The organism is Microbacterium telephonicum (genome assembly GCF_003651225.1).
GTDB classification, from domain to species: Bacteria; Actinomycetota; Actinomycetes; order Actinomycetales; family Microbacteriaceae; genus Microbacterium; species Microbacterium telephonicum.
In genome coordinates, this window is sequence record NZ_RCDB01000001.1 from 379,104 (window position 1) to 402,684 (window position 23,581).

General features: G+C 72.1%; 22 protein-coding genes. 12 read left to right on the forward strand and 10 right to left on the reverse strand.

Annotated elements, in window-relative coordinates; all coding sequences use genetic code 11:
* Nucleotides 1–38: 38 nt before the first annotated feature.
* The 3 genes from C7474_RS01855 to C7474_RS01865 are packed head-to-tail and all read left to right on the forward strand — an operon-like array spanning nt 39 to nt 3,516.
* On the forward strand, nt 39–1,724 hold the full coding sequence (locus C7474_RS01855; RefSeq protein ID WP_121057122.1) for a circularly permuted type 2 ATP-grasp protein: 1,686 nt from the start codon (nt 39–41) through the stop codon (nt 1,722–1,724).
* Nucleotides 1,718–2,650: an alpha-E domain-containing protein gene (locus C7474_RS01860; protein ID WP_121057124.1), complete on the forward strand. Its 933-nt coding sequence runs from the start codon at nt 1,718–1,720 to the stop codon at nt 2,648–2,650. Before C7474_RS01855 ends, C7474_RS01860 begins: the two co-directional genes overlap by 7 nt.
* Complete coding sequence (locus C7474_RS01865) at nt 2,647–3,516, forward strand: transglutaminase family protein (protein ID WP_121057126.1); 870 nt, start codon at nt 2,647–2,649, stop codon at nt 3,514–3,516. The genes C7474_RS01860 and C7474_RS01865 overlap by 4 nt, the downstream gene beginning before the upstream one ends.
* A 166-nt stretch (nt 3,517–3,682) precedes the next feature.
* Here C7474_RS01865 and C7474_RS01870 read toward each other — a convergent pair whose 3' ends face one another.
* From C7474_RS01870 to C7474_RS01880, 3 genes are all read right to left on the reverse strand, one after another.
* A complete protein-coding gene (locus tag C7474_RS01870; RefSeq protein ID WP_121057851.1) occupies nt 3,683–4,534 on the reverse strand; it encodes an HpcH/HpaI aldolase/citrate lyase family protein in 852 nt (283 codons plus the stop codon).
* Nucleotides 4,535–4,832: 298 nt separating this feature from the next.
* Nucleotides 4,833–6,185 (reverse strand): MFS transporter, encoded by a 1,353-nt coding sequence (locus C7474_RS01875; RefSeq protein WP_121057128.1) that lies wholly within the window; start codon nt 6,183–6,185, stop codon nt 4,833–4,835.
* Nucleotides 6,182–6,661 (reverse strand): MarR family winged helix-turn-helix transcriptional regulator, encoded by a 480-nt coding sequence (locus C7474_RS01880; RefSeq protein WP_121057130.1) that lies wholly within the window; start codon nt 6,659–6,661, stop codon nt 6,182–6,184. The genes C7474_RS01875 and C7474_RS01880 overlap by 4 nt, the downstream gene beginning before the upstream one ends.
* 109 nt (nt 6,662–6,770) lie before the next feature.
* Between C7474_RS01880 and C7474_RS01885 the strand changes: the two genes are divergently transcribed.
* From C7474_RS01885 to C7474_RS01900, 4 genes are read left to right on the forward strand one after another with little or no spacing between them, the layout of a single operon-like run.
* A complete protein-coding gene (locus tag C7474_RS01885) occupies nt 6,771–7,622 on the forward strand; it encodes an alpha/beta hydrolase (protein WP_121057132.1) in 852 nt (283 codons plus the stop codon).
* Nucleotides 7,619–8,497: a hypothetical protein gene (locus C7474_RS14960; RefSeq protein ID WP_158597284.1), complete on the forward strand. Its 879-nt coding sequence runs from the start codon at nt 7,619–7,621 to the stop codon at nt 8,495–8,497. Before C7474_RS01885 ends, C7474_RS14960 begins: the two co-directional genes overlap by 4 nt.
* 9 nt (nt 8,498–8,506) lie before the next feature.
* Nucleotides 8,507–9,556, forward strand: coding sequence for a lipoate-protein ligase LplAB (locus C7474_RS01895; protein ID WP_121057134.1), 1,050 nt, complete (start codon nt 8,507–8,509; stop codon nt 9,554–9,556).
* Nucleotides 9,553–10,542, forward strand: a complete 990-nt coding sequence (locus C7474_RS01900) for a DNA-methyltransferase (protein WP_241965053.1) — start codon at nt 9,553–9,555, stop codon at nt 10,540–10,542. The genes C7474_RS01895 and C7474_RS01900 overlap by 4 nt, the downstream gene beginning before the upstream one ends.
* A 93-nt stretch (nt 10,543–10,635) precedes the next feature.
* Here C7474_RS01900 and C7474_RS01905 read toward each other — a convergent pair whose 3' ends face one another.
* Complete coding sequence (locus tag C7474_RS01905; RefSeq protein WP_121057136.1) at nt 10,636–11,265, reverse strand: TetR/AcrR family transcriptional regulator; 630 nt, start codon at nt 11,263–11,265, stop codon at nt 10,636–10,638.
* An 88-nt stretch (nt 11,266–11,353) separates the two neighbouring features.
* Between C7474_RS01905 and C7474_RS01910 the strand changes: the two genes are divergently transcribed.
* Nucleotides 11,354–13,630: a glycoside hydrolase family 3 C-terminal domain-containing protein gene (locus C7474_RS01910; protein WP_121057138.1), complete on the forward strand. Its 2,277-nt coding sequence runs from the start codon at nt 11,354–11,356 to the stop codon at nt 13,628–13,630.
* 195 nt (nt 13,631–13,825) lie between these two features.
* Here the strand turns inward: C7474_RS01910 and C7474_RS01915 are convergent, their stop codons facing one another.
* The 4 genes from C7474_RS01915 to galT form a co-directional block, all read right to left on the reverse strand.
* Nucleotides 13,826–14,479 carry a YdcF family protein gene (locus C7474_RS01915; protein ID WP_241965054.1) on the reverse strand — a complete coding sequence of 218 codons (654 nt, stop codon included), beginning with the start codon at nt 14,477–14,479 and terminating at the stop codon, nt 13,826–13,828.
* Nucleotides 14,476–15,312: an alpha/beta fold hydrolase gene (locus tag C7474_RS01920; RefSeq protein WP_121057140.1), complete on the reverse strand. Its 837-nt coding sequence runs from the start codon at nt 15,310–15,312 to the stop codon at nt 14,476–14,478. Before C7474_RS01920 ends, C7474_RS01915 begins: the two co-directional genes overlap by 4 nt.
* A 281-nt stretch (nt 15,313–15,593) precedes the next feature.
* Nucleotides 15,594–16,739 carry a galactokinase gene (gene galK, locus C7474_RS01925; RefSeq protein WP_121057142.1) on the reverse strand — a complete coding sequence of 382 codons (1,146 nt, stop codon included), beginning with the start codon at nt 16,737–16,739 and terminating at the stop codon, nt 15,594–15,596.
* On the reverse strand, nt 16,736–17,896 hold the full coding sequence (galT, locus tag C7474_RS01930) for a galactose-1-phosphate uridylyltransferase (protein WP_121057854.1): 1,161 nt from the start codon (nt 17,894–17,896) through the stop codon (nt 16,736–16,738). The genes galK and galT overlap by 4 nt, the downstream gene beginning before the upstream one ends.
* Nucleotides 17,897–18,020: 124 nt before the next feature.
* Here galT and C7474_RS01935 point away from each other — a divergent pair, with 124 nt between their 5' ends.
* Complete coding sequence (locus C7474_RS01935) at nt 18,021–18,971, forward strand: LacI family DNA-binding transcriptional regulator (protein ID WP_121057855.1); 951 nt, start codon at nt 18,021–18,023, stop codon at nt 18,969–18,971.
* A gap of 94 nt (nt 18,972–19,065) precedes the next feature.
* On the opposite strand, the gene galE is transcribed toward C7474_RS01935, so the two are convergent.
* Nucleotides 19,066–20,043 (reverse strand): UDP-glucose 4-epimerase GalE, encoded by a 978-nt coding sequence (gene galE, locus C7474_RS01940; protein ID WP_121057856.1) that lies wholly within the window; start codon nt 20,041–20,043, stop codon nt 19,066–19,068.
* Between the two features lie 110 nt (nt 20,044–20,153).
* Nucleotides 20,154–20,798 carry an amino acid deaminase gene (locus C7474_RS01945; RefSeq protein ID WP_121057144.1) on the reverse strand — a complete coding sequence of 215 codons (645 nt, stop codon included), beginning with the start codon at nt 20,796–20,798 and terminating at the stop codon, nt 20,154–20,156.
* Between the two features lie 189 nt (nt 20,799–20,987).
* Between C7474_RS01945 and C7474_RS01950 the strand changes: the two genes are divergently transcribed.
* Genes C7474_RS01950 through phnC form a run of 3 tightly spaced genes read left to right on the forward strand, consistent with a single transcriptional unit; the run spans nt 20,988 to nt 23,578 of the window.
* Nucleotides 20,988–21,668 (forward strand): HAD family hydrolase, encoded by a 681-nt coding sequence (locus C7474_RS01950; protein WP_121057146.1) that lies wholly within the window; start codon nt 20,988–20,990, stop codon nt 21,666–21,668.
* Nucleotides 21,669–21,721: 53 nt separating this feature from the next.
* Nucleotides 21,722–22,738 carry a phosphate/phosphite/phosphonate ABC transporter substrate-binding protein gene (gene phnD, locus C7474_RS01955; RefSeq protein ID WP_121057148.1) on the forward strand — a complete coding sequence of 339 codons (1,017 nt, stop codon included), beginning with the start codon at nt 21,722–21,724 and terminating at the stop codon, nt 22,736–22,738.
* A gap of 18 nt (nt 22,739–22,756) precedes the next feature.
* Complete coding sequence (gene phnC / locus C7474_RS01960) at nt 22,757–23,578, forward strand: phosphonate ABC transporter ATP-binding protein (RefSeq protein WP_121057150.1); 822 nt, start codon at nt 22,757–22,759, stop codon at nt 23,576–23,578.
* Nucleotides 23,579–23,581: the final 3 nt, after the last annotated feature.

A 23,581-nucleotide genomic window follows, 5' to 3' on the forward strand; every position in this document is an offset into this window, starting at 1 on the left:
AAACACTCGCGCAACATGCCCCGGACTAGAGTCATGCCATGGGTGACCTCTTCGACGGCTACGGCTCCACTCTGGCGCCGCGCAAGACGGTCTCCGGAGTGCCCGCGTTCGACGAGATGTTCGCGACGGTGGCCGCCTCCGAGGGCCAGGCGCAGTCCCGCGACGCCTACCGGGAGCTCTATCAGGCGCTCGCCCAGATGACGCAGGAGGAGTTGCGCGGACGCACCGATTCGCTCGCCAGCTCCTACCTCGCCCAGGGCGTCACCTTCGACTTCGCGGGCGAGGAGCGCCCCTTCCCGCTGGATGCCGTGCCCCGCATCATCGAGTACGACGAGTGGGCGCACGTCGCGAAGGGCGTGAAGCAGCGCGTCAAGGCGCTCGAGGCGTTCCTCGACGACGCCTACGGGCACCAGCACTGCGTGCGCGACGGCGTGCTGCCGGCGGCTCTCATCGCCAGCTCGCAGTACTTCTATCGCCAGGCCGCCGGCATCCACTCCGCCAACGGCGTGCGCATCCAGGTCGCCGGGATCGACCTCATCCGCGACGAGAACGGCGAGATGCGCGTGCTCGAGGACAACGTGCGGGTGCCCTCGGGCGTCAGCTACGTCATCTCGAACCGTCGCGTCATGGCGCAGACCCTGCCGGAACTGTTCTCGTCGCTGCGGGTGCGCCCCGTCGGCGACTACCCGAACAAGCTGCTCGAGGCGCTGCGCAACTCCGCCCCGCCCGGTGTCGAAGACCCCAACGTCGTCGTGCTCACCCCCGGCGTCTACAACTCCGCCTACTTCGAGCACACCCTGCTCGCCCGTCTCATGGGCGTCGAGCTCGTCGAAGGCCGCGACCTGCAGTGCATGGGCGGCAAGGTCTTCATGCGCACCACCCGCGGACCCAAGCGCGTCGACGTCATCTACCGCCGCGTCGACGACGACTTCCTCGATCCGCTGCAGTTCCGCGCCGACTCGATGCTGGGAGCCCCCGGTCTCATGCTCGCCGCGCGCCTCGGCAACGTGACGATCGCGAACGCGGTGGGCAACGGCGTCGCCGACGACAAGCTGCTCTACACGTACGTGCCCGACCTCATCCGCTACTACCTGGCCGAGGACCCCATCCTCAAGAACGTCGACACGTGGCGGCTCGAGGAGCCGGAGGCGCTCGAAGAGGTGCTCGACCGGCTCCACGAGCTCGTCGTGAAGCCCGTCGACGGCTCGGGCGGCAAGGGCCTCGTCGTGGGCCCCGACGCCAGCCCCGCCGAGCTCGAGACGCTGCGCAAGAAGCTCATCACCGATCCGCGCGGGTGGATCGCGCAGCCCGTCGTCATGCTCTCGACGATCCCGACGCTCGTCGAGGACGGGATGCGTCCCCGCCACGCCGACCTGAGGCCGTTCGCCGTGAACAACGGCGACGACGTGTGGGTGCTGCCCGGCGGGCTCACCCGCGTCGCACTGCCCGAGGGTCAGCTCGTCGTCAACTCCAGCCAGGGCGGCGGCTCGAAGGACACCTGGATCGTCGGCGGTGCCGCGCCGGGCAGCGTCGAGTACGCACAGCACAATGTCGCCGCGCTCGTGGCGGAGCAGGCATCCGTCACACAGGCGATCCCGATCATCTACGACACGCAGGCCGAGCCCGCCCACTCGCCGCAGGACGCCGCGCCGGGCTCGTCGTCCCAGCAGGAGCAGCAGCAACAGGGGCGCGACATGACGACCGGAAGGAGCGGCTCATGCTGAGCCGCATTGCAGAGTCTCTGTTCTGGATCGGGCGGTACATCGAGCGCTCCGACGGCACCGCGCGCATTCTCGACGTGCACCTGCAGTTGCTGCTGGAAGACCCGTGGATCGACGAGGACATCGCCTGCCGGTCGCTCATGGCCGTCATGGGCGCCGCGCCCGCCGACGACCTCGACCGCGTGAGCCGCAACAACGTGCTCACCCGGCTCGCCGTCGACCGCACGAACCCGTCGAGCATCGCCTACGCGCTGCAGGCGGCACGCGAGAACGCGCGCCGTGCCCGTGAGATCGTCTCGACCGAACTGTGGGAGACGCTCAACACGACGTACTCGCGCATGCCGCGCCGGGTCAACGACGAGAAGGCGCACGAGTTCTTCCAGTGGGTGCGCGAGCGCGGGGCGCTCGCGGTCGGCATCGCCGATTCGACGACGAGCCGCGACGAGGCCTGGCAGTTCTTCACGCTGGGACGCACGATCGAGCGCACCGACATGACGGCCCGCATGCTCGCGACGCGCACGCTGACCGAGGCGTCGGGGCCGTCGTGGACGACGATCCTGCGCTCCTGCGGCGGATACGAGGCGTACCTGCGCACCTACCGCGGGATGCCGACGGCACGAAACGCCGCCGAGTTCCTGCTGCTGGACCGCCTCTTCCCGCGCTCCGTCATCCACTCGATCGCCCGGGCCGAGGAGTGCATGCGCGCGATCGACCCCGTCGCCGACCGCGTCGGCCACTCCAACTCCGTGCTGCGGGCGCTCGGCCGCATCCGCAACGACCTCGAGTACCGTCCGATCACCGAGATCCTCGACGAGCTGCCCGAGCACATGGAGCAGGTGCAGAAGGTCACCCGCGAGGCGTCGGAGGCCATCCGCGCCCGCTTCTTCCCGACGCACGCGGAGCCCAGCTGGATCGGAGAGACCTCATGACCCTTCGACAGGCTCAGGGGCCGCGGAGATTGCGCATCGAGCACGCGACCGGCTTCGCGTACGAGGGTGACGTCGGCGCCTCCTACAACGAGGCGCGGATGCTGCCGAGCTCGACCGACAGCCAGTTCGTGCTCAGCTCGCAGCTCGACATCGAGCCGTCCACGAGCGTCAACCAGTACGTCGACTACTTCGGCACGCGCGTCGCCGCCTTCGACGTGCTGGCCGGGCACTCCGCGCTGAACATCACGGCGCGCTCGCTCGTCGAGGTGCGCCCTCGTCCGCTCGAGCTCTCCGACATCGGCTGGGACGACCTCGCCCGCGAGACGCAGCGGGCGATCGCGACGGTGGAGATGCTCGGCCAGTCCGCGCGCACCGACCCGCATCCCGAGGTCGCCGACATCGCACGCACGATCGCCGCCCAGCACGACACCCCCGCGGCGGCCGCGCTCGCGATCGCGACGGCGCTCGGCGACGCGATGGAGTACGTCTTCGGGATCACCGGCGTGCACTCGACCGGCGCGGAGGCCTGGACCGAGCGCAAGGGCGTGTGCCAGGACATCGCCCACATCACGCTCGGCGCGCTGCGCCACGTCGGCATCCCCGCCCGCTACGTGTCGGGCTACCTGCATCCGCAACCCGACGCCGAGGTCTGCGTCGCCGCGATCGGCGAGTCGCACGCGTGGGTCGAGTGGTTCGCCGGCGCCTGGCAGGGCTTCGACCCCACCAACAACACCGAGATCGGCGACCGCCACGTGCTGGTCGGCCGCGGCCGCGACTACAACGACGTGCCGCCGCTGCGCGGCGTGTACGCCGGCCCGTTCAAGAGCCAGCTGCACGTGAAGGTGACGATCACCCGCGAGGCCTGACCTGCGCCGCGGCGTGTGGCTCCCGCGGGGCGCGCGCTCCCGCATCCGTCCCGTGAGGGAACAACGCGGCGCCGAGGATATGGGTGCCACCTGTTCTCTAGACGCCGACGTGTTCCCTCACGGGATGCGGCGCCTCAGTCGCGTGGGGGCCTGACCGGCGACGCGCTCACGAGGAGGGGTGCACCCCGAAGGCGAGAGCGAGCTTCTCGATCTTCTGGGCGCGACCCAGGCGTGGCAGGTCGGACCCGTCGCGGATGACGCGGCCGCGGCTCTCGAAGTCCTCGAGGAAATCGAGTGCCCAGGTGACCTCGCTCGGGGTCGGGCAGATGACCTCGTTGATCACCGGCGCCTGGTCGGAGGTGAGGCAGAGCTTTCCCGTCATGCCCATCGACACAGTGATGGCGGACTGCTCGCGCAGCGTCGGCATGCTGGAGCTCACCGTGGGGCCGTCGATGGGCCCGGGCAGCCCGCCCACACGGCTTGCGACGACGAGGCGGGCACGCGGGTACGCCATCGCCTCGGCATCCGCGCTCATGCCGGTGTCGCGGCGGAAGTCGCCCGAGCCGAACGCGAGACGGAACGCGCCCTGCGCGCGGGCGATGTGCGCCGCGTCCTCCAGTCCCAGCGCCGACTCGATGAGCGCGACGACGGGCACGCCGCCTCCGAGGCGGTCGGCGGTGCTGGTGACCTGCGCGGGCGTCTCGGTCTTGGCGAGCATGACCCCCTGCAGGGTCGGGATGCCGGCGAGGGCGGCGAGGTCGTCGCCCCAGAACGGGCTGGCCGCGTCGTTGACGCGCACCCACGCCTTGCCGCCGGCGCGCAGCCACGCCGCGACGTCGGCACGCGCGGCCGGTTTGTTCGACGGATCGACGGCATCCTCGATGTCGAGCACGACGGCATCCGCCCGGGAGCGCGCCATCTCGTCGAAGATGTCGGCGCGCGTGCCCGGCACGAGCAGCCACGACCGGGCGATCGACGGGTCGACGTCGAGCTTCGGGGTGCGGCGGGTCGGGCGCATCGCGCGGGCGAACTCGTCGTCCAGGTCGTCGATGGCGCGGCTGTCGCCGCCGTAGGGGTCGCCGGTCATGCTCTCACTTCTTCCTCGAACGTTCGCGGCATCCAGTCCACCACACCGAGCCGGATGCGGGTGGCAGGTTACGGGGTCGGCAGGTTACGCGGCCGCGGATGCCCGGGTCTGCTTTCTTCGGAGATCTGCGGATCTTCGGAACGTGGGTGCCTCCCGCATCCGAAGAACTGCAGGTCTCCGAGGATGCGCGGCCGCGGATGCGGGACTCGAGGATGCCGGGGCGGCGGGCTCAGCCGGCCTTGCGGCGCGGAACCTCCGTCGCTTCCGGGAGGCTGATGGGCGTGGTCGCGGCGATCTCGTCGCTGAACTCCTCGGGCGGCACGACCGAGATGGGGGTCGTCTCGTCGATCGCCAGCGCGAACCGGCGCGTCTCGTGGCGGTGCAGCCGCCCCGAGCGCAGCAGCCAGACGAAGCCGATGAGGAACGCCGCCAGCGCCGCGACGCCGCCGACGACGATCGCGATGCGGGGGCCGTACTGCGCGGCCACCCAGCCGACGATCGGCGCGCCGATCGGGGTGCCGCCCATGAGGATCGCCATGTACAGCGCCAGCACACGGCCGCGCAGGGCGGGATCGGTCGTCGTCTGCACGTAGCCGTTGGCCGTCGTCATGGTCGTGACGACCGCGAAGCCGGTGAACATGAGCGTGACGGCATACGTCCAGTAGGTCGGCATGACCGACGAGACGAGCGCGGCGACGGCGAACAGGCCGGTGCCGACGATGACCATGCGGATGCGGGCGCGGTCGCGGCGGGCGGCCAGCAGGGCGCCCGCGAGCGAGCCGATCGCGAGGATCGAGCTGAGCAGACCGTAGCCGTCGGCCTCCTGCCCGAACTCGATCGCCATCGTCGAGGCGAAGATCGGGAAGTTCATGCCGAACGCGCCGAGCAGGAACACCATCGCGAAGGCGACCATGAGGTCGGGGCGCTTGCCGACGTAGCGGAAGCCGTCGGCGAGGCGGGCGGCGCCGGGCGCCTTCACGCGCGGGATGAGCTCGTGCGTGCGGATGAGCAGCAGGGCCACGATCATCGCGAGGAACGTCGCCGCGTTGACGAAGAACACCCATCCGGTGCCGACGGCCACGATCATGATCCCGGCCAGCGCCGGACCGATCATGCGGGCGGCGTTGAACGACGCGGCGTTGAGGGCGACGGCGTTGGAGGCGTGCTCGCGGGAGACGAGGTCGGAGACGAACGCCTGGCGCGCGGGGTTGTCGAAGGCCGCGATGATGCCGAGCACGAGCGCGAAGGCGTACATCATGCCGAGGGTCATCACCCCCGCCAGCAGGAGATAGCCGATGATCGCGCCCACGACCATCAGCAGCGACTGAGTCAGCACGAGGAGCTTGCGCCGGTCGAACCGGTCGGCGACCCATCCGGTGACGCCCACCAGCAGCAGCGGCGGTGCGAACTGCAGCGCCATCGTGATGCCCATCGCGCCGGCGTCGTTGTCGGTGAGGCTCGTGAGCACGACCCAGCTGAGCGCGGTGGACTGCATCCACTGGCCGGCGTTGGAGACGAGCGCGCCGATGAACCAGACCCGGTAGTTGAAGGCCGCGAAGGAGCGGAACATCGTGCTGCTCATCGCGCGGCCACCTCCTGCATCACGGCGGCGGCGGCCGTGAGCGCGTCGCGCTGCGCGTCGGTGAGGTCGCCGAGGGCCTGTTCGAGCCACAGGTCGCGTCGGCGGGTGGTCTCCTCGACGACGACGAGGCCGGCATCCGTCAGATGGATGTTGACCTTGCGGCGGTCGTCCCGGTCGGGCGTGCGGGAGAGGTAGCCGGCCTCTTCGAGTCCGTTGACGGTGCGGTTCATCGACGGGGCCGAGACGCGCTCGCGGTCGGCGAGCTCGCCGAGGGTGTGCGGGCCGTGCACCTTGAGTGCGGCGAGCACCGCGAACTGCCCGTCGCTCATCGAGTCGACCGCGCGCTGCGAGCGCAGGCGCCGCGCGAGCCGGAAGGTCGCCATGCGCACCTCGGTCGCAAGCGGCGCGTGCGGGTGGTCGTCGGGCGTGGCGGCGGGGGCGGTCGGGGGTGCGGCGGTCGTCTCGGCAGGGCTCATGTCAACTCGTTAGCATAGCTCATTAGCTTTGCTAAAGAAAATCGCGGATGCCTGGATTCTCCGGCCGTGGAGGGCGAAGGCCCGGAGCGTGCCGCCCTAGACTTCGGGCATGCCCGAGTTCACCGACGCGCACGGGGTGCGCATCGTCTACGACGTGTATCCGGCCTCGGGCGCGGTGCGCGGTGTCGTGCAGCTGCTGCACGGCGTCGGCGAACACGCCGGCCGCTACACGGCGCTGGCCGAGGCGCTCGTCGCCGCCGGCTTCACCGTCTACGCCGACGACCACCGCGGCCACGGCCGCACCGGCATGGCCCAGCACGCCGGCGACGCCGATCGGCTCGGCCGGCTCGGGGTGGGGGGACACCGTGCCGCCGTCGCCGCCGTGCGGCAGCTCACGGACATCATCCACGACGCCCACCCCGGCCTCCCGCTCGTGCTGCTCGGCCACTCGTGGGGGTCGTTCCTCGCGCAGATCCTCTTCGACGCGCAGCCGCGCGACTACAGCGCCGTCGTGCTCTCCGGCTCGTCGCTGCGGTGGCCGGGGTCACTGAACTCCGGCGACCTCAACAAGCCCTGGCGGGGACCGGACGCCACCGGTGTCGAGTGGCTGGCGACCGACCCTGCCGTGGGGCAGGCGTTCCTCGACGACCCCCTCACGACGGTGAAGACCCTGCCGCAGCTGTTCGGCATCCGCGACACCCTGCGCCTGCTCGGCCGCCCCCGCCGAAACCTGGGAATCGACGTGCCGATGCTGCTGATGGTCGGCCGCGACGACACCGTCGGCGGCCCGCGCGCCGTGCACCGGCTCGCCGAGGCGTACCGGTCCCGCTCCGGCCTCACCGACGTGACGACCCTCGTCTACCCCGACGCACGGCACGAGATCTTCAACGAGACCATCCAGCAGCAGGTGCGCGCCGACCTGCTCGCCTGGCTCGACGCACGCTTCCCGGTGCGGGCATGAGCCGGCCGCAGCGCCGGCGCAAGCGCCGGTCGCGTCGGCCCGCCGGGTCCCGGCCTCTGGGGGAGCCGGTCGCGGGGACCGGGGCGTCGGGGTCGGGGGCGCCCGAGCCGCTCACCCCGGAGTGGGCCGGGATCGCGCGGGGCGGCATCCGCTGGATCGTGCTCGGGTGCGCGCTCGTCGCGGTGCTCGCGATGTCGCTGCTCGACCCCAACCGCTTCCTGCTGATCGAACCCGGATTCTGGGTCATCCTGCTGCTGGGCGCCGGCGGCGCCGCCGTCGCGTCGGCGCTGCGGCTCAGCGCGTTCCCCGCCGAGGCGCTCGTGCATCCGGGCGGCGCGGCGCGGTGGAAGGCCGCCCTCGGCGTGATCCTCACCCGCGTGCTGGGTGACGTGCTGTGGGCCGTCATCGCCCTCGCCGTCGGGATGGTGCTGCGCGCCACCGTCGCCGGATTCGCGAGCGGCTGGGCTTCCGAGGCCATCCGCAGCATCCTCGTCACCCCCGCGATGGCGTTCATGGCCTTCGCCGGCGTGTGGATCGCGGCCGCCCTCGTCGTGCTCGCCGTCACCGTCACGCTCCGCTGGCGGCGGATGCGGGCCGCGGGCGAGGCCGTGCCGGCGGCGGCGTGGTGGGCGGTGGGCGTCACCGCCGGCGCCGCCCTGTTCCTGATCGGCCTGCTCGGCGTGGGGCTGTCGGACACCTCGTCGGTGTCGATGGACGGCGGCGAGGCGTTCCTGCGCTTCCTGTTCGGCGCCGTGCCGCTGCCCGCCTGGTGGCAGGTCGCGTTGCTGTGGCTCGCACGGCTCGGCGCCGCGGTGCTCGGCTTCTGCCTCATCGGCCTCGTCGTGACCCGCATCCGGGGCCGCGCGCGGCCGTAGGCTGGACGGATGCACGGGGAGTACAAGGTTCCGGGCGGCAAGCTCGTCGTCGTCGATCTCGAAGTCGACGAGGGTCTCATCACCGACTTCCACCTCGCGGGGGACTTCTTCCTCGAGCCCGACGACGCCCTCCAGGGCATCGACGCGGCCGTCACCGGCCTGCCTGTCGAGACCGATGTCGCCGGCATCGCCGCGGCCGTGCGCGCCGCCCTGCCCGAGGGGGCTCAGCTGCTGGGGTTCACCCCGGAGTCGGTCGGCACCGCCGTGCGGCGCGCCCTCGTCACCGCCCCGGGCTGGCGGGATTTCGAGTGGGAGGTCGTGCACGAGAAGGCGGTCTCGCCGCGGATGAACCTCGCCCTCGACGAGGTGCTCACCAGCCGCGTCGGCGACGGGCGTCGCAAGCCCACCCTCCGCATCTGGGAGTGGGACGAATCGGCCGTCGTGATCGGCTCGTTCCAATCGCTGCGCAACGAGGTCGACCCCGAGGGTGCGCAGCGTCACGGGTTCGACGTCGTCCGCCGTATCTCCGGCGGCGGCGCGATGCTGATGGCCGCCGGGTCGATCGTGACCTACTCGCTGTACGTTCCGGCATCCCTCGTGGCGGGGATGACCTTCGCCGACTCGTACGCCTTCCTCGACGACTGGGTGCTGCAGGCGCTGCGCTCGCTCGGCATCGAGGCGACCTACCAGCCGCTGAACGACATCGCCTCGCCGAGCGGCAAGATCGGCGGCGCCGCGCAGAAGCGGCTCGCCAACGGCGGCGTGCTGCACCACGCGACCCTCTCGTACGACATGGACGGCCAGGTCATGACCGAGGTGCTGCGCATCGGCCGCGAGAAGCTCAGCGACAAGGGCACGACGTCGGCCGCCAAGCGCGTCGATCCGCTGCGCAGTCAGACGGGCCTGCCGCGCGCGGCGATCATCGACCGGTTCGTCGAGACGTTCTCGAAGCTGTACGGCGCGGAGCCGGGGCGCATCACCGACGAGGAGTACGCCGAGGCCGAGGCGCTCGTCGCGTCGAAGTTCTCGACCGACGCGTGGCTGCGCCGCGTGCCGTGACCGATCTCGTGACCGATCCGGGGCCGGTGGCCGACGCGTCGCCGGGCCGCGGGCGCGTCGAGGTCCGCCACGGCGACAACCTCGCCGCCGCGGCCGGCCTGGAATCGGGGGCGTTCACCCTCGTCTACCTCGATCCGCCGTTCAACACCGGCCGCGTGCAGTCCCGTGCCGTCGAGCGGGCGTTCACAACTCCGGAGATCGCGAACCGTGAGGCGTCCGGCCCGGGGGCACAGGCCCGGAACTCCGGGGATGCTGCGTCCGAGGCGGGCGGCGCGCACGCGGATCTCCGGAGTTACGAACGCGCGCCGGTGAAGAACGGGTTCCGCGGCACGAGCTACGCGCGGCTGCGCGGCGATCTGCGGGTCTACGACGACCGGTTCGACGACTACTGGGACTTCCTCGAGCCGCGGCTGCGCGAAGCGTGGCGCCTGCTCGCCGACGACGGCACGCTGTACCTGCACCTCGACTACCGCGAGGCCCACTACGCCAAGGTGCTGCTGGACGCGCTCGTCGGACGCGACAAGTTCCTCAACGAGCTGATCTGGGCCTACGACTACGGCGCCAAGAGTCGGCGTCGCTGGCCCACCAAGCACGACACGATCCTCGTCTACGTCAAGGATCCGACGCGCTACTGGTTCGACTCCGACGCCGTCGACCGGGAGCCCTACATGGCCCCGGGACTCGTCACCCCCGAGAAGGCGGCGCGCGGCAAGCTCCCCACCGACGTCTGGTGGCACACCATCGTGCCCACGAGCGGACGCGAGAAAACCGGCTACCCGACGCAGAAGCCCGAGGGGATCCTCCGACGCATCGTGCAAGCCTCCAGCCGCCCGGGCGACCGCGTGCTCGACCTGTTCGCCGGCAGCGGCACGACCGGTGCCGTCGCCGCCGCGCTCGGTCGCGACGCGGTGCTCGTCGACGCGAGCGACGAGGCCGTCGGCGTCATGAGGCGCCGCATCCCGGATGCCGTCGTGACGCGCGTCTGACCCGGGTCGCGGGCGGGCGGTCACCAGGCACCTCTGGCGACCATCGGGGCCGCCGGCCCGCCGTATGTGACTGCTGACACGTCGTACGGGTGCTCAGGACGATGCGGCTCCGGAACCCGCGGCGTGGGTCCCGCCGCCGGACCCGTCGCCCGCGGCCGCGCGCAGCAGGGCGAACAGGGTCTCGAGGGTTCCCGCCATGTCGATCGACGGGTCGAGCAGCCACTGCAGTTGCAGGCCGTCGGTGGCCGCCTGCACGATCCGCGCGATCGCCTCCGGGTCGCCGGCCGGCGCGTCCCCGCGCGCGCTCAGCGCCGCGATGGAGGCCGACATCTCGGCGCGGAGGCCGGCCGACCGCTCCAGGAAGTAGTCGTGGGCCGGATGCCGCGGGTCGGCGGCGTCGACGGCGAGGCGGGAGAACAGCTCGACGAGCCCCGGCACCTCGGCGTTGTGGCGCACGACGCGGAGGAATCCGCCGACGAGGTCGTCGGCATCCGGTCTCGACGCGATCTGGTCGAGCTCGTCGCGTTTGCGGAGGATTTCGGTGAACAGCTCCTCCTTCGAGTCGAAGTAGTGGAGCAGCCCCGCCTGGCTGAGGCCCACGGCATCCGCGATCACCTTCACCGACGCCCCGCGCACGCCCTGGCGCGCGACGACCTCGAGCGCGCGCGTGAGGATCTCCTCGCGTTTGGCGATGCCCTTCGCGTACGACCCTCGGTGCGCCATCACGCCAGTAAACCGGAGATTCTCTTGAGATCGAAAACCGAGCGACATAAGGTTTATGACGACGGCGCCGTCATGCGAAAGGACGACCATGGCCCACATCTCCGCATCCGACCTCACCCTCGAGGAGAGGGCGTCGCTCACGAGCGGCGCGAGCTTCTGGTACACCAAGCCCGTCGACCGGGTCGGCCTGCCCGCGATCATGGTCACCGACGGCCCGCACGGTCTGCGCAAGCAGCGCGAAGGCGGCGACCACCTCGGCATGGGCGACTCGGTGCCGGCGACGTGCTTCCCGCCCGCGGTCGGCCTCGGCGCGTCGTGGGACGTCGACCTCGTCGAGCGCGTCGGCGTCGCTCTCGGCGTCGAGACAGCCATCGAGAACGTCGCGGTGCTGCTCGGCCCCGGCATCAACATCAAGCGCTCGCCGCTGTGCGGCCGCAACTTCGAGTACCTCTCCGAAGACCCGATCGTCTCGGGCGTGCTGGGCGCGGCTCTCGTGCGCGGCATCCAGTCGCAGGGCGTCGGCGCCTCGCTCAAGCACTTCGCCGCCAACAACCAGGAGCACGACCGGATGCGGGCGAGCTCCGACGTCGACCCGCGGCCGCTGCGCGAGATCTACCTGCGCGGCTTCGAGCGCGTCGTCACCGACGCCCAGCCGTGGACGGTGATGTGCGCGTACAACAAGATCAACGGCGTGTACGCGTCGGAGGACCCGTGGCTGCTGACGACCGTGCTGCGCGAAGAGTGGGGCTTCGAGGGCCTCGTCGTCTCGGACTGGGGCGCCGTCAACGACCGTGTCGTGGGCCTGCCCGCCGGGCTCGACCTCGAGATGCCGTCGTCGGGCGGGGTGACCGACCGTCAGCTGGTGGATGCCGTGACCGCCGGCACGCTCGACGAGGCGTCGCTGGACCTCGCGGCGCAGCGCGTCATCGACCTCGTCGAGAAGGCGCAGGCCGGCGCCGGGCGTGTCAGCGGACCGCTCGACGTCGACGCGCACCACGCGCTCGCGCGCGAGGCCGCGGGGCGGGCGATGGTGCTGCTGCGCAATGAGTCGATCGGAGGTGAGGGCTGCCTGCTGCCGCTGCGCCGCGACGCGAAGCTCACCGTCGTCGGGGCGTTCGCCGAGAAGCCGCGCTACCAGGGCGCCGGCTCGTCGATGATCAACCCCACGCGCCTCGACGACGCGCTCACCGCCATCCGCGGCGCGGCGGGCGGCGAGGTGGCGTACGCGCCCGGGTTCTCGGTCGCGCCCGACGTGCCCGACGCCGAGCAGGCGGCGCTGCGCGCCGAGGCCGTCGCCGCGGCGGCCGGCGCCGATGTGGTGGTCGCCTTCCTCGGCTTGCCGGCACGCATCGAGTCGGAAGGCTACGACCGCACCGACATCGACCTGCCCGCCGAGCAGCTCGCCCTGCTGGACTCGCTGCTCGAGGTCACACCGAAGGTCGTCGTCGTGCTCTCGGGCGGCGGCGTCGTCGCGCTGCCGTTCCGCGACCGCGTGCCGGCGATCCTCGAGGGCTGGCTGCTCGGGCAGGCGGGTGGGTCGGCGACGGCCGATGTGCTCTTCGGCGACGTGAACCCGTCGGGCAAGCTCACCGAGACGATCCCGGTGCGCCTGTCGGACACGCCCGCCTACCTCGACTTCCCGGGCGAGTTCGGGCACGTCCGCTACGGCGAAGGCCTGTTCGTCGGATACCGCTGGTACGACGCGCGCGACCTCGAGGTGGCCTACCCCTTCGGGCACGGACTGTCGTACACGACGTTCGCCTACGGCGCGGTCGCGGTGTCCGGGGGCGCCGACGGCGATGTGGTCGTGACGGTGCCGGTCACCAACACGGGCGCCGTCGCCGGCCGCGAGGTCGTGCAGGTCTACACGTCGCTGGCGGGCTCCGCGGTGCAGCGTCCCGCGCGGGAGCTCAAGGCGTTCGCGTCGGTCGCGCTCGAGCCGGGGGAGACCCGGGAGGTGTCGCTCACGGTGCGTCGCGCCGACCTCGCCTACTGGGACGTCCGCGTCGACCGCTGGGTCGTCGAGGGCGGCGACTACACCGTCGAGGTGGCGGCATCCAGTCGCGACGTCCGCGGCATCGCGACGGCGACCGTCGCCGCCGACGAGGTGTCGGTGCCGCTCACGCGCGAGTCGACGCTCGGCGAGGTGCTCGCCCACCCGGTCGCCGGTCCCGTGCTGAAGGAGTCCATCGCGCAGATGATGGCGGGCATGGACGGCGTCGCCGACATCCTGCCGGAGGGCGTCGATCCGCTGGCGATGATGACCTCGTTCCCGTTCGGCCGCATCTCGATGATCGCCGGCGACGCCGCGACCCCCGAGATGATCGACGGCCTGCTCGCCCTCGCCAACGCTCCGCGCCCCTGACCCGGGCCGGGGCGCTCGTCGGGTCGCGGAGTGCCAGGCGGCGGCGGCGCGGGGGCGGTCGTCGGTCGTCGTCGCGGGTCGTCGTCGCGCGTCGCTGCATCCGCGAGACCTCGACTGCCGGACGAGACCTCGGGTTGCCCCCGCTGTCTCGTCCGGCAGATGAGGTCTCGCGATGGCGGTCTCGCTGGTGGTCCCTCACGGGTGAGGGCCGAGCGCGCGCCGCGCGCGGTGGGCGCGGACGCGGGCGGCGACGGCGTCGTGGATCAGCAGCGCGAGGCGCAGCGGTCCGGTCTCGAGCGGTAGGAAGTCCCGGGTGGGAAGCAGCCGGGCGTGCAGTGCGGGGTCGAGCTCGCGCAGATACTGCCGGGCACGGCGGGCATGGCCGGTGTCTGAGGCGAGGCGGATGCTGCGCGCGCCGACGAGCCAGGGCAGCGACAGTGCGAGGTTCTCGCGCGTCGTCGTCGCGCGCGTCTCGCGCACGATGCGGTCGGTGCGGATGCCGAGACGCTGCGCATACCGCGCCATCGTCACCGCCTCGGGCACGTCGCCGTGCACGGCGCCGCCCGTGAACACGAACAGCGCGTCCGGCGGAGCACTGCGCCGTGCGATGCGGGTGCGCCAGCGCTGCACGATGCCGGGCGAGCCGTCGCGGCGCCCCGGATAACCCAGCACCACCACGACGTCCGCCCCGTCCGGCGGCCCCGGCTCGGCCGCATCCGGGTAGCCCGCACGGGAGATGCGCCACGCCCGCCACTCGCTCCCGGCGAGCACCGCGGCGCCCACCAGCGCGGCGCCGACGATCGCGCCCCGCGCGCCGGCGGTGCCGCGGCCGCGCCGGTCGGGACTCACGCCCGCAGGAACGCCAGCAGCGCCTCGTTGACCTCGTCGCCGTGCGTCCAGAGCAGCCCGTGGGGAGCGCCCTCGAGCTCGACGTAGGTGGCCTCCGGCAGCAGCTCGCGGAAGCGGCGCGCCGTCTTGTCGATCGGCAGGATGTTGTCGGCCGTGCCGTGCAGGATGAGTGCCGGCACCGTGATCTCGGGGATGTCGGCGCGGAAATCGGTCGGCCAGGTGAGCGGGGCCGCGACGATAGCCGCGTTGCCGGCGCGGTTCGCGGTCTGCACGCTCGCCTCGAGCGCCTCCTGCGACAGGCGCGAGCCGAGCAGCTGGTCGGTGTTGTAGAAGTCGTGGAAGAACCCGGTGAGGAAGGCGTGGCGGTCGGCGCGGACCGCATCCGAGGTGCCGTCGAAGAACGCCTGGTCGCCGGCGCCGTCGGGGTTGTCGTCGGTGATCAGCAGGAACGGCTCGAGCGAACCGAGGAACGCGACCCGCGAGATGCGCCCTGCGCCGTAGCGCGACAGGTAGCGCGCGATCTCGCCGGTGCCCATCGAGAAGCCGACGAGGGCGGCGTCTTCGAGGTCGAGCTCTTCGATGAGGGCGTGCAGGTCGGCGGCGTACGTGTCGTAGTCGTGACCGGAGGCGGTCTTCGTGGAGTTGCCGAAGCCGCGCCGGTCGTACGCGATGACGCGGTAGCCGCCGTCGAGCAGGGCGGCCTGCTGCTTGCCCCACGACTCGCCGTCGAGCGGGAAGCCGTGGATGAGCACGACAGGGTCGCCGGTGCCCTGGTCGGTGTAGAACAGCTCCACATCGACGGAGTTCTCGGTGGCCACGGTGATGTACGACACGTTCTCTCCTCCCGGGGCGGGATGGTCCGCACCCCGCCTCCGACGCTACGGCCAGCGGATGCCGCACACCAGGCCTTGACGGGCGCGGGCGATGTGGAGCGCACGGGTTTCGATACGCGCGCGTTGCGCGCTACAACCACCGGTGGGTACCTCCCGGTCGTTGAGCGAGGAGCGCAGCGACGAGTCGAAACGCCCCGGGCCCGGCGGTGATGGAAGGTGCGAGGGTTTCGATACGCCGGCTGCGCCGGCTACTCAACCACCGGGGGTACGGACCCCCGGGGTCACGCGTCGCGGCGGGCGCCCTCCGAGGGGGTGACGGTGAAGATGTGCGGGGCGGTGAACCCGGCATCCGCGAATGCCTGCTCGACGGCGGCCGTGACCGCCGGCACCAGGTCGTGGTCGACGAGCGCGATCGCGGCGCCACCGAAACCGCCACCGGTCATGCGTGCGCCGACGGCACCTGCGGCGCGGGCCGTGTCGACGGCGAGATCGAGCTCGGGCACCGAGATCTCGAAGTCGTCGCGCATCGAGACGTGCGACGCGTCGAGCAGGTGCCCGATCGCGCGGGGACCCTCGGCGCGCAGCGACGCGACGGCGTCGAGCACGCGCTGGTCCTCGGTGACGACGTGCTTGACGCGGCGGAACGTGACGTCGTCCATGAGCTCGTGCGCACGGGCGAGGTCGTCGACCGTGAGGTCGCGCAGTGCGGGCACGCCCATGATCTCGGCACCCCGTTCGCATGCGGCGCGGCGCTCGCCGTAGCCGCCGGTGGAGTGCGCGTGGGTGACCTTCGTGTCCATGACGAGCAGCTCCAGACCCGCGGCGGCGAAGCCGAGGTCGACGACCTGGGCCTCGAGCGACCGGCAGTCGAGGAAGGTGCCGGCATCCGCCCGGCCCAGCATCGAGGCCATCTGGTCCATGATGCCGGTCGGTGCGCCGACGGCCTCGTTCTCGGCGCGGCGGCCGATCTTGGCGAGGGCGACGCGGTCCAGTCCGAGCGCCCACACCTCGTCGAGTGCGGAGGCGGTCGCCCCCTCGATCGCCGCCGACGACGAAAGGCCGGCGCCGACGGGCACGTCGGAGCGGAAGGCGAGGTCGACTCCGGGGACGGCGGACGGGTCGGTGCCGGTGGCCTCCAGCAGCGCCCACGCGACGCCGAGCGGGTACCGCGCCCACTCGACGATCTCGTCACGCCGCGCGGGGAACACATCCGCGAGGTCGGCGAGGGCGACCTCGACCGACTCGTCGCTGAAAGACGACGACACGCGGATGCGGCCGTCGGCGCGCGTGGTGAGCTCGACACTCGTGCGGAACTCGATCGCGAACGGGAACACGAACCCGTCGTTGTAGTCGGTGTGCTCGCCGATGAGGTTGACGCGACCGGGCGCGGACCAGGTGCCGGCGGTGGGGGTGGCGGGGGCGCTCACAGGGTGACTCCTTCGATGGCGGCGCGCAGCTTCTCCGCTGCGTTCTCGGGCGGGACGTCGCCGATCCAAGCGCCCATGGCGGCCTCGGATCCGGCGAGGAACTTGAGCTTGTCGGCGGCGCGGCGCGGGCTCGTCAGCTGCAGGTGCAGGCGGGCGGTGTCGCGGGCGACGTGCACCGGGGCCTGATGCCACGCGGCGATATACGGCGTCTCACTGTCGTAGAGCGCGTCGACACCGCGCAGCAGCCGCAGGTAGAGGGGAGCGAGTTCGTCGCGTTCGGCATCCGTGAGGCCGGCGAAGTCGGGCACGTGGCGGTGCGGCATCATGTGGATCTCGATCGGCCAGCGCGCCGCGAACGGCACGAAGGCCGTCCAGTGCTCGCCGCGCAGCAGCACGCGGGGTCCGGCCTGTTCGAACTCGAGGATGCGCTGGAACAGGTCGGGCGCGGTGCGGTCGATCGCGTCGAGCAGGCGCTGGGTGCGCGGCGTGATGTACGGGTACGAGTAGATCTGCCCGTGCGGGTGGTGCAGGGTGACGCCGATGGCCTCGCCGCGGTTCTCGAACGGGAACACCTGCTGCACGCCGGGCAGGGCCGACAGGGCGGCGGTGCGGTCTGCCCACGCCTCGATCACGGTGCGGGCGCGGGTGACGCTCTGGGTACCGAACGAGCCGGCGCGCTCCGGCGAGAAGCACACGACCTCGCAGCGGCCCACGCTCGTGCGGGTGCGGCCGAGGCCGAGGGCGGCGAGGTCGTCGAGTCCGTGCGGGGCGTCGGCGCCTTCGGGGGCGTCACCTGTCGCGGCGGCGAGGGCGGGCCCGAACGAGGGCGACTTGTTCTCGAAGACGGCGACGTCGTAGACCGACGGGATCTCGGACGGGTTCGTGGGGCTCTGCGGGGCGAGCGGGTCGAGCTCGGGCGGCGGCAGGAACGCGCGGTTCTGGCGCGCCGCCGCGACCGAGACCCAGTCCCCGGTCAGCACGTCCTGGCGCATCGAGGCCGTCGCGGGCCGCGGGCCGAGGTCGCGCGTGTCGACGCTGCGCTCGGCGGAGAGCGTCGTGTCGGGGTCGTCGAAGTAGATCAGTTCGCGGCCGTCGGCCAGGCGCGTGGCGCGCTTGACGACACCGGCGCCGAGGGGTTCGGGTCGCAACTCCTGCATGTTCACGTCAACATGGTACGTGCGGGTCGTGTTATCGTCAACATCACGCGGATCACCGGAGTTGTGACCGGCGGATGCGGAACATCGGACGCGGGAGAGGGGCGCCATGCAGCGACGGGTGTCGATGGCGGATGTCGCCGCCGCGGCGGGTGTGTCGGGGCAGACCGTGTCGCGCGTCGTCAACGACAGCCCCCGCGTCGACCCGGCCACGCGCGGCAGAGTCGAACGTGCGATGGCCGACCTCGGCTACCGTCCCCACCGCGCCGCGCGGGCACTGCGCACCGGGCGCACCGAGACGATCGGCCTCATCGTGTCGACGCTCGCGAGCGTCGGCAACTCGCGCATGCTGCAGGCGATCGCCGACGCAGCCTCCGACCGCGGCTACGCCCTCACCGTCGTCACGGCCGCCGGCGCGGATGCCGTCGCCCAGGGCTTCGCGCGCCTGCACGACCAGGGGGTCGACGGCGCGATCGTGCTGAACGAGGCGACGGCCGCTGCCCGCGGCGTCGACGTACCGGAGGGGCTCGCGCTCGTCGTCGTCGACTCAGCGCCCGACGATCGCTACGTCGTCGTGCAGACCGACCACGCCGCCGGCGCCGCAACGGCGACGGCGCACCTGCTCGCCCTCGGCCGAGGACCGGTCTGGCACCTCGCGGGCCCGGCCGGCTCGTACGCCGCCGACGAGCGCGAGCGCGGCTGGCGGGCGGCGCTGGCGGATGCCGGAACCTCCGTCCCCGAGTCGCTCCGCGGTGACTGGACCGCCGCATCCGGCCACACGGCGGGCCTCGACCTGCCCGCCGAGGCGCGCGCGGTGTTCGCCGCGAACGACCAGATGGCGCTCGGTCTGCTGCGCGCTCTCGCCGAGACGGGGCGCGCCGTGCCCGACGACGTCGCGGTCGTCGGCTTCGACGACGTGACCGACGCGGCCGACTATCGCCCGCCGTTGACGACGGTGCGCCAGGACTTCGACGCGCTCGGGGCCGCCGCCGTCGCGGCACTGGCCGACGCGATCGCCGGCGCGCCGTCGGCCGGGGTGGTGCTCACACCCGAACTCGTCGCGCGGGCGTCGGCCTGACGCGCGGCGTCGGCCGCGTCCACTGCCCCGCGCTCCACGCTCATCGCCGCCGTGTCGTGGGGAGGGTCGCGACGAGGGTGAGCCGCGCCGACGGTCAGTGCGCCGTGCGGCGGGCTTCCCAGCCGGAGCGCACCATCTCGTCGACGGTGTACCGGTTGCGCCAGTCGAGGTCGCGCGCGGCGAGCTCGCCGGTGGCGACGATGCGGTCGGGGTCGCCCGGGCGGCGCGGCCCGATCTTCGGTGTGAAATCGATGCCCGTCACGCGCGCCATGGCGTCCATGATCTGCTTGACCGACAGGCCGTTCTGCGACCCGAGGTTGTAGGCGGGCTCGATCGGCTCGCCGCCGGCGAGGCGCTGCGCGGCGACGACGTGGGCTGCCGCGATGTCGGCGACGTGCACGTAGTCGCGCACGTTGGTGCCGTCTTCGGTGTCGTAGTCGTCGCCGTTGGTCTGGGGGGTCTCGCCGGCGAGCAGCCGTTCGAAGACGATGGGGAACAGATTGTGGGGGCTCGTGTCGTACACCGACGGGTCGCCCGAGCCGACGACGTTGAAGTAGCGCAGCGAGGTGTGCCGCAGCGGGCTGTCGGATGCCGCGGTCGCGACGCCCTGGTCACGCAGCAGCCATTCGCCGATGAGCTTGGACTCGCCGTAGGGCGAGGTGGGCCGCTTGGGGAGGTCCTCGACGACGAGCGGCACGTCGGGGGTGCCGAACACGGCCGCGCTGGAGGAGAACACGATGTTGTGCACACCGGCATCCGCCATCGCCGCGAGCACGATTCGGGTGCCGTCGACGTTCTGCTCGTAGGTGTGCAGGGGGCGCTGCACCGAGACGCCGGCGTACTTGAATCCGGCGACGTGGATGACGCCTTCGACGCCGTGCTCGCGCATCGTGCTGACGAGCAGGTCTTTGTCGAGGATCGTGCCCTGCACGAACGGCACGCCCTCCGGAACGAAGCCGGCGTGACCGCTGGAGAGGTCGTCGACGACGACGGGGTCGATGCCCGCCGCGGCGAGGGCCCGCACGACGTGCGCTCCGATGTATCCCGCTCCGCCCGTGACCAGCCAGCTCATTCCGTCTCCCGTCGTCGGCATGTTGACGTCAACACGCTGTCGTCCTCGATGCTACCAGTCTCGCCCACGACGTCGGAGGCCCGTGCGGGGCCGGTCGGATGCGGCCGGCCTCAGCGCGCGGCGTTCCATCGCAGGCGGGGCGCACCGGTCGTCAGCTCGTGCACGACGGCGGACGGGTCGGCCACGGGGAACATCGTCACGAACCGACGCTGCGGATTCTGCTGCGCGGTGCCCTCGAGCGCGTAGCCCAGGGGTGCCGGGCCGGGGGAGGGTGCCGTGCCGAGGGCCGTCACGCCGGTGACACCGTCGATGCGCTCGCGGATGAGCGGCGCGCGGTCGAAGAGGATCTCGAGCGCCGCCGACACGCGCTCGAGCGGTGTGCGCTCGGACGCCCACGGGACGAAGGAGTCGTCCGGGAGTCCGCACGCGCGGGCGAGGTCGCCGTCGAGCCAGCGCTCGCGCTTGAGGCCGTAGGGGGTGGGCGTCGTCGACAGCAGATAGCCGTAGACGTGCAGCAGGCCGGCGTTGCCGATCGGCCACCGCGCGGCGATCCCGGCCCGTGCGTGCAGCGCCGCGAACACTGCGGGCGGCAGCACCGGTGCGCCGGTGTTCTCGTCGACGACGCTCGAACGCGCCCAATGGCCGAAGCGCCCGGCGGCGGCATCCGCATCGATCGCCGGTCCCAGCCAGGGAGTCGATGCCAGGGTGGCGGCGGCGCCGTCCCGCTGCAGGGCGGCGTCCACCTGTTCGATCACCGCGACAGCGTACCCGGCGGGCCTGACGGCCGACGGCGGCGATGGCCGGCGGAATTCACGCGCCGTTCACACAAGGTGGCCTTTCCGTCCACAATCGGATGCCACTGTGGACGCAACGTCCGGCCGGCGAGAGACCGTCGAACAGGCGACGAGCCGCCGGACACCCCAGCCCCCTCGAAAGCAGGCGCAGTGACCCCCACGATCATCCTCGATTTCGACGGCACCGTGGCGCTCGGCCTCGGACCCATCGAGGCCTTCGCCCGCGCCGTCGGCGCGGCGGCGGCCGACGCCGGGTTCGCGCCGCGTGCGATGACGGCGATCGCGGAGTTCGAGGACGGCCGGGGGGCGGGGCGCGACGGCTACGACGTCGTGAGCACGCTCGCCGCAGCCCAGGGCGTGTCGCCCGAAGCGCTCGAGGCCGCCTACCAGTCCTCCCGAGCCCTGCTCGGCAGCGCGGACGCGCCCGTCTCGCCGCCAGACCGGCTCGCCGCGTTCCTCACCCGCGTCGGCGCGCACGCCGACGTCGTGCTCGCCACCAACGCACCGGGCGCCGGCATCCGCTCGCTCCTCGACGCGTGGGGCGTCGCCGATGCGTTCACCGCGATGCACTTCACGGTCGGCAAACCCGCCGGCCTCACCGCCATCGTGCGCGACGCGCTGCAGCGCGGCCCGGTGCTGTCGGTCGGCGACATCGAGGAGTTCGACCTGCGCCCCGCCGCCGCCCTCGGCGCCGACACCGCGCTCGTCGGCGCGACGGCGGCCCGGTCGACCGCCGAGGTGACGCTGCGCGGCCGCACCCTCGCCGACCTCTACGACCGCATCGAGGCCTGGGCCGCCGCCGCCCACGCCGCCGCGTCCCCCGCATCCTGACCCCGTCCGATCTCCCGACACCACCGCACCACCCGAACCGAAAGGCATCCCCGATGCGCAAACCCCTCCTCACCACCGGCCTCGCGGCCCTGGCCGTCGTCGCGCTCGCCGGCTGCGGCGCGAGCTCGACGCCCGCCGCAGACAGCACCGACGCGGCGACCGAATGGCCCGAGTCGATCACGATCTCCCTCGTGCCGTCCGTCGAGGGCGAAGACCTCGCCGAGGCGCTGGACCCGCTGACCACCTACCTGTCGGAGAACCTCGGCATCGAGGTGAACGGCGTGGTCGCCTCCGACTACGCCGCCACCGTCGAGGCCCTCGGCACCGATCAGGCGCAGGTCATCATCACCGACGCCGGCTCGCTCTACAATGCGACCGAGCGTTACGACGCCCAGCTGATCCTGCGCGACGTGCGCTTCGGTGCCACCTCGTACGCGTCCGTCGCGTTCACCAACAACCCCGACAAGTACTGCGACGAGGCCCCCGCGATGTCGACGTATGCCGCCAGCGGCATCCAGCTGTCGTACTGCAACGGCATCGAAGAGGCGGGTGCGGATGCCGTCGGCTCCGGCCCGGCCGCGCTCGACGCCCTCGAGAAGATCACCGACGGCACGAAGGTCGCCCTCCAGGCGGCCACCTCGCCCGCCGGCTACCAGTACCCCGTCGTCGCGATGCGCGAAGCGGGCATCGACACCGACGCCGGCATCACGCAGGTGCCCGTCGAGGGCAACAACAACGCCGTGCTCGCCGTGGCCAACGGCGACGCCGAGGTGAGCTTCGGCTACTGGGACGCGCGCACCACCGTCACCGAAGAGGCGCCCGACGTGGCCGAGAAGGTCGTCGCGTTCGCCTACACCGACCTGATCCCCAACGGCGGCGTCGCAGTGTCCAAGAGCCTCCCCGCCGACCTGGTCGAGAAGCTCACGACCCTCATGGACGAGTACGCGGACTCGTCCGAGGAGGCCGCCACCGTCATGTTCGACCTCGTCGGGCTGTCGGACTGGACCAGCGAGACTGCCGACGAGGAGATCACCCGCTACGGCGAGATCCTCGCGCAGTTCTCGAACTGACCCCACAGGAATCGGTGCATGCACACGCAACCGCAACTCGCGGAGGCCGGGATCACCCCGGCCTCCGCGTCGTGGGCGATCACCCTCGACGACGTCTCCGTCACCTACGCCAACGGAACCCGCGCCCTCTCCGGCGTCTCGCTGTCGATCGCCGCGGGGGAGATGGTCGCGATCGTCGGGCTGTCCGGCTCGGGCAAGTCGACGCTCATCCGCACGATCAACGGACTCGTCCCCGCGACGTCGGGCACCGTCACGGTGGGTCCCCACGTCGTCACGGGGCTGCGGGGCCGCCACCTGCGCCGCCTCCGCGGACACATCGGCATGATCTTCCAGGGGTTCAACCTCGCCGATCGCGCGAACGTGTACCGCAACGTGCTCGTCGGGCGCTTCGCGCACACGCCGACGCTGAAGACGCTCCTCGGTCTCACGACCGCGCGTGATCGCGACCTCGCCCTGCACGCGCTCGACAAGGTCGGGATGCTCGAGAAGGTGTGGATCCGCGCGGGGCAGCTCTCCGGCGGGCAGAAGCAGCGCGTCGCGATCGCCCGCGCGCTCACCCAGCAGCCGAGCGTCATGCTCGCCGACGAGCCGGTCGCGAGCCTCGACCCGCCCACCGCCCACGCGGTGATGGACGACCTGCGCCGCGTCAACCGCGACGAGGGACTCACGGTGCTCGTCAACATCCACCTGATGGACCTCGCACGCCAGTACGCCGACCGGATGATCGGGCTGCGCGGCGGAGAGGTGGTCTACGACGGTCCGGCGGCGGATGCCACCGACGCCGACTTCGAGCAGATCTACGGCCGCGCCATCCGGCCGGCCGACCGGCTGGGCGAGTAGAAC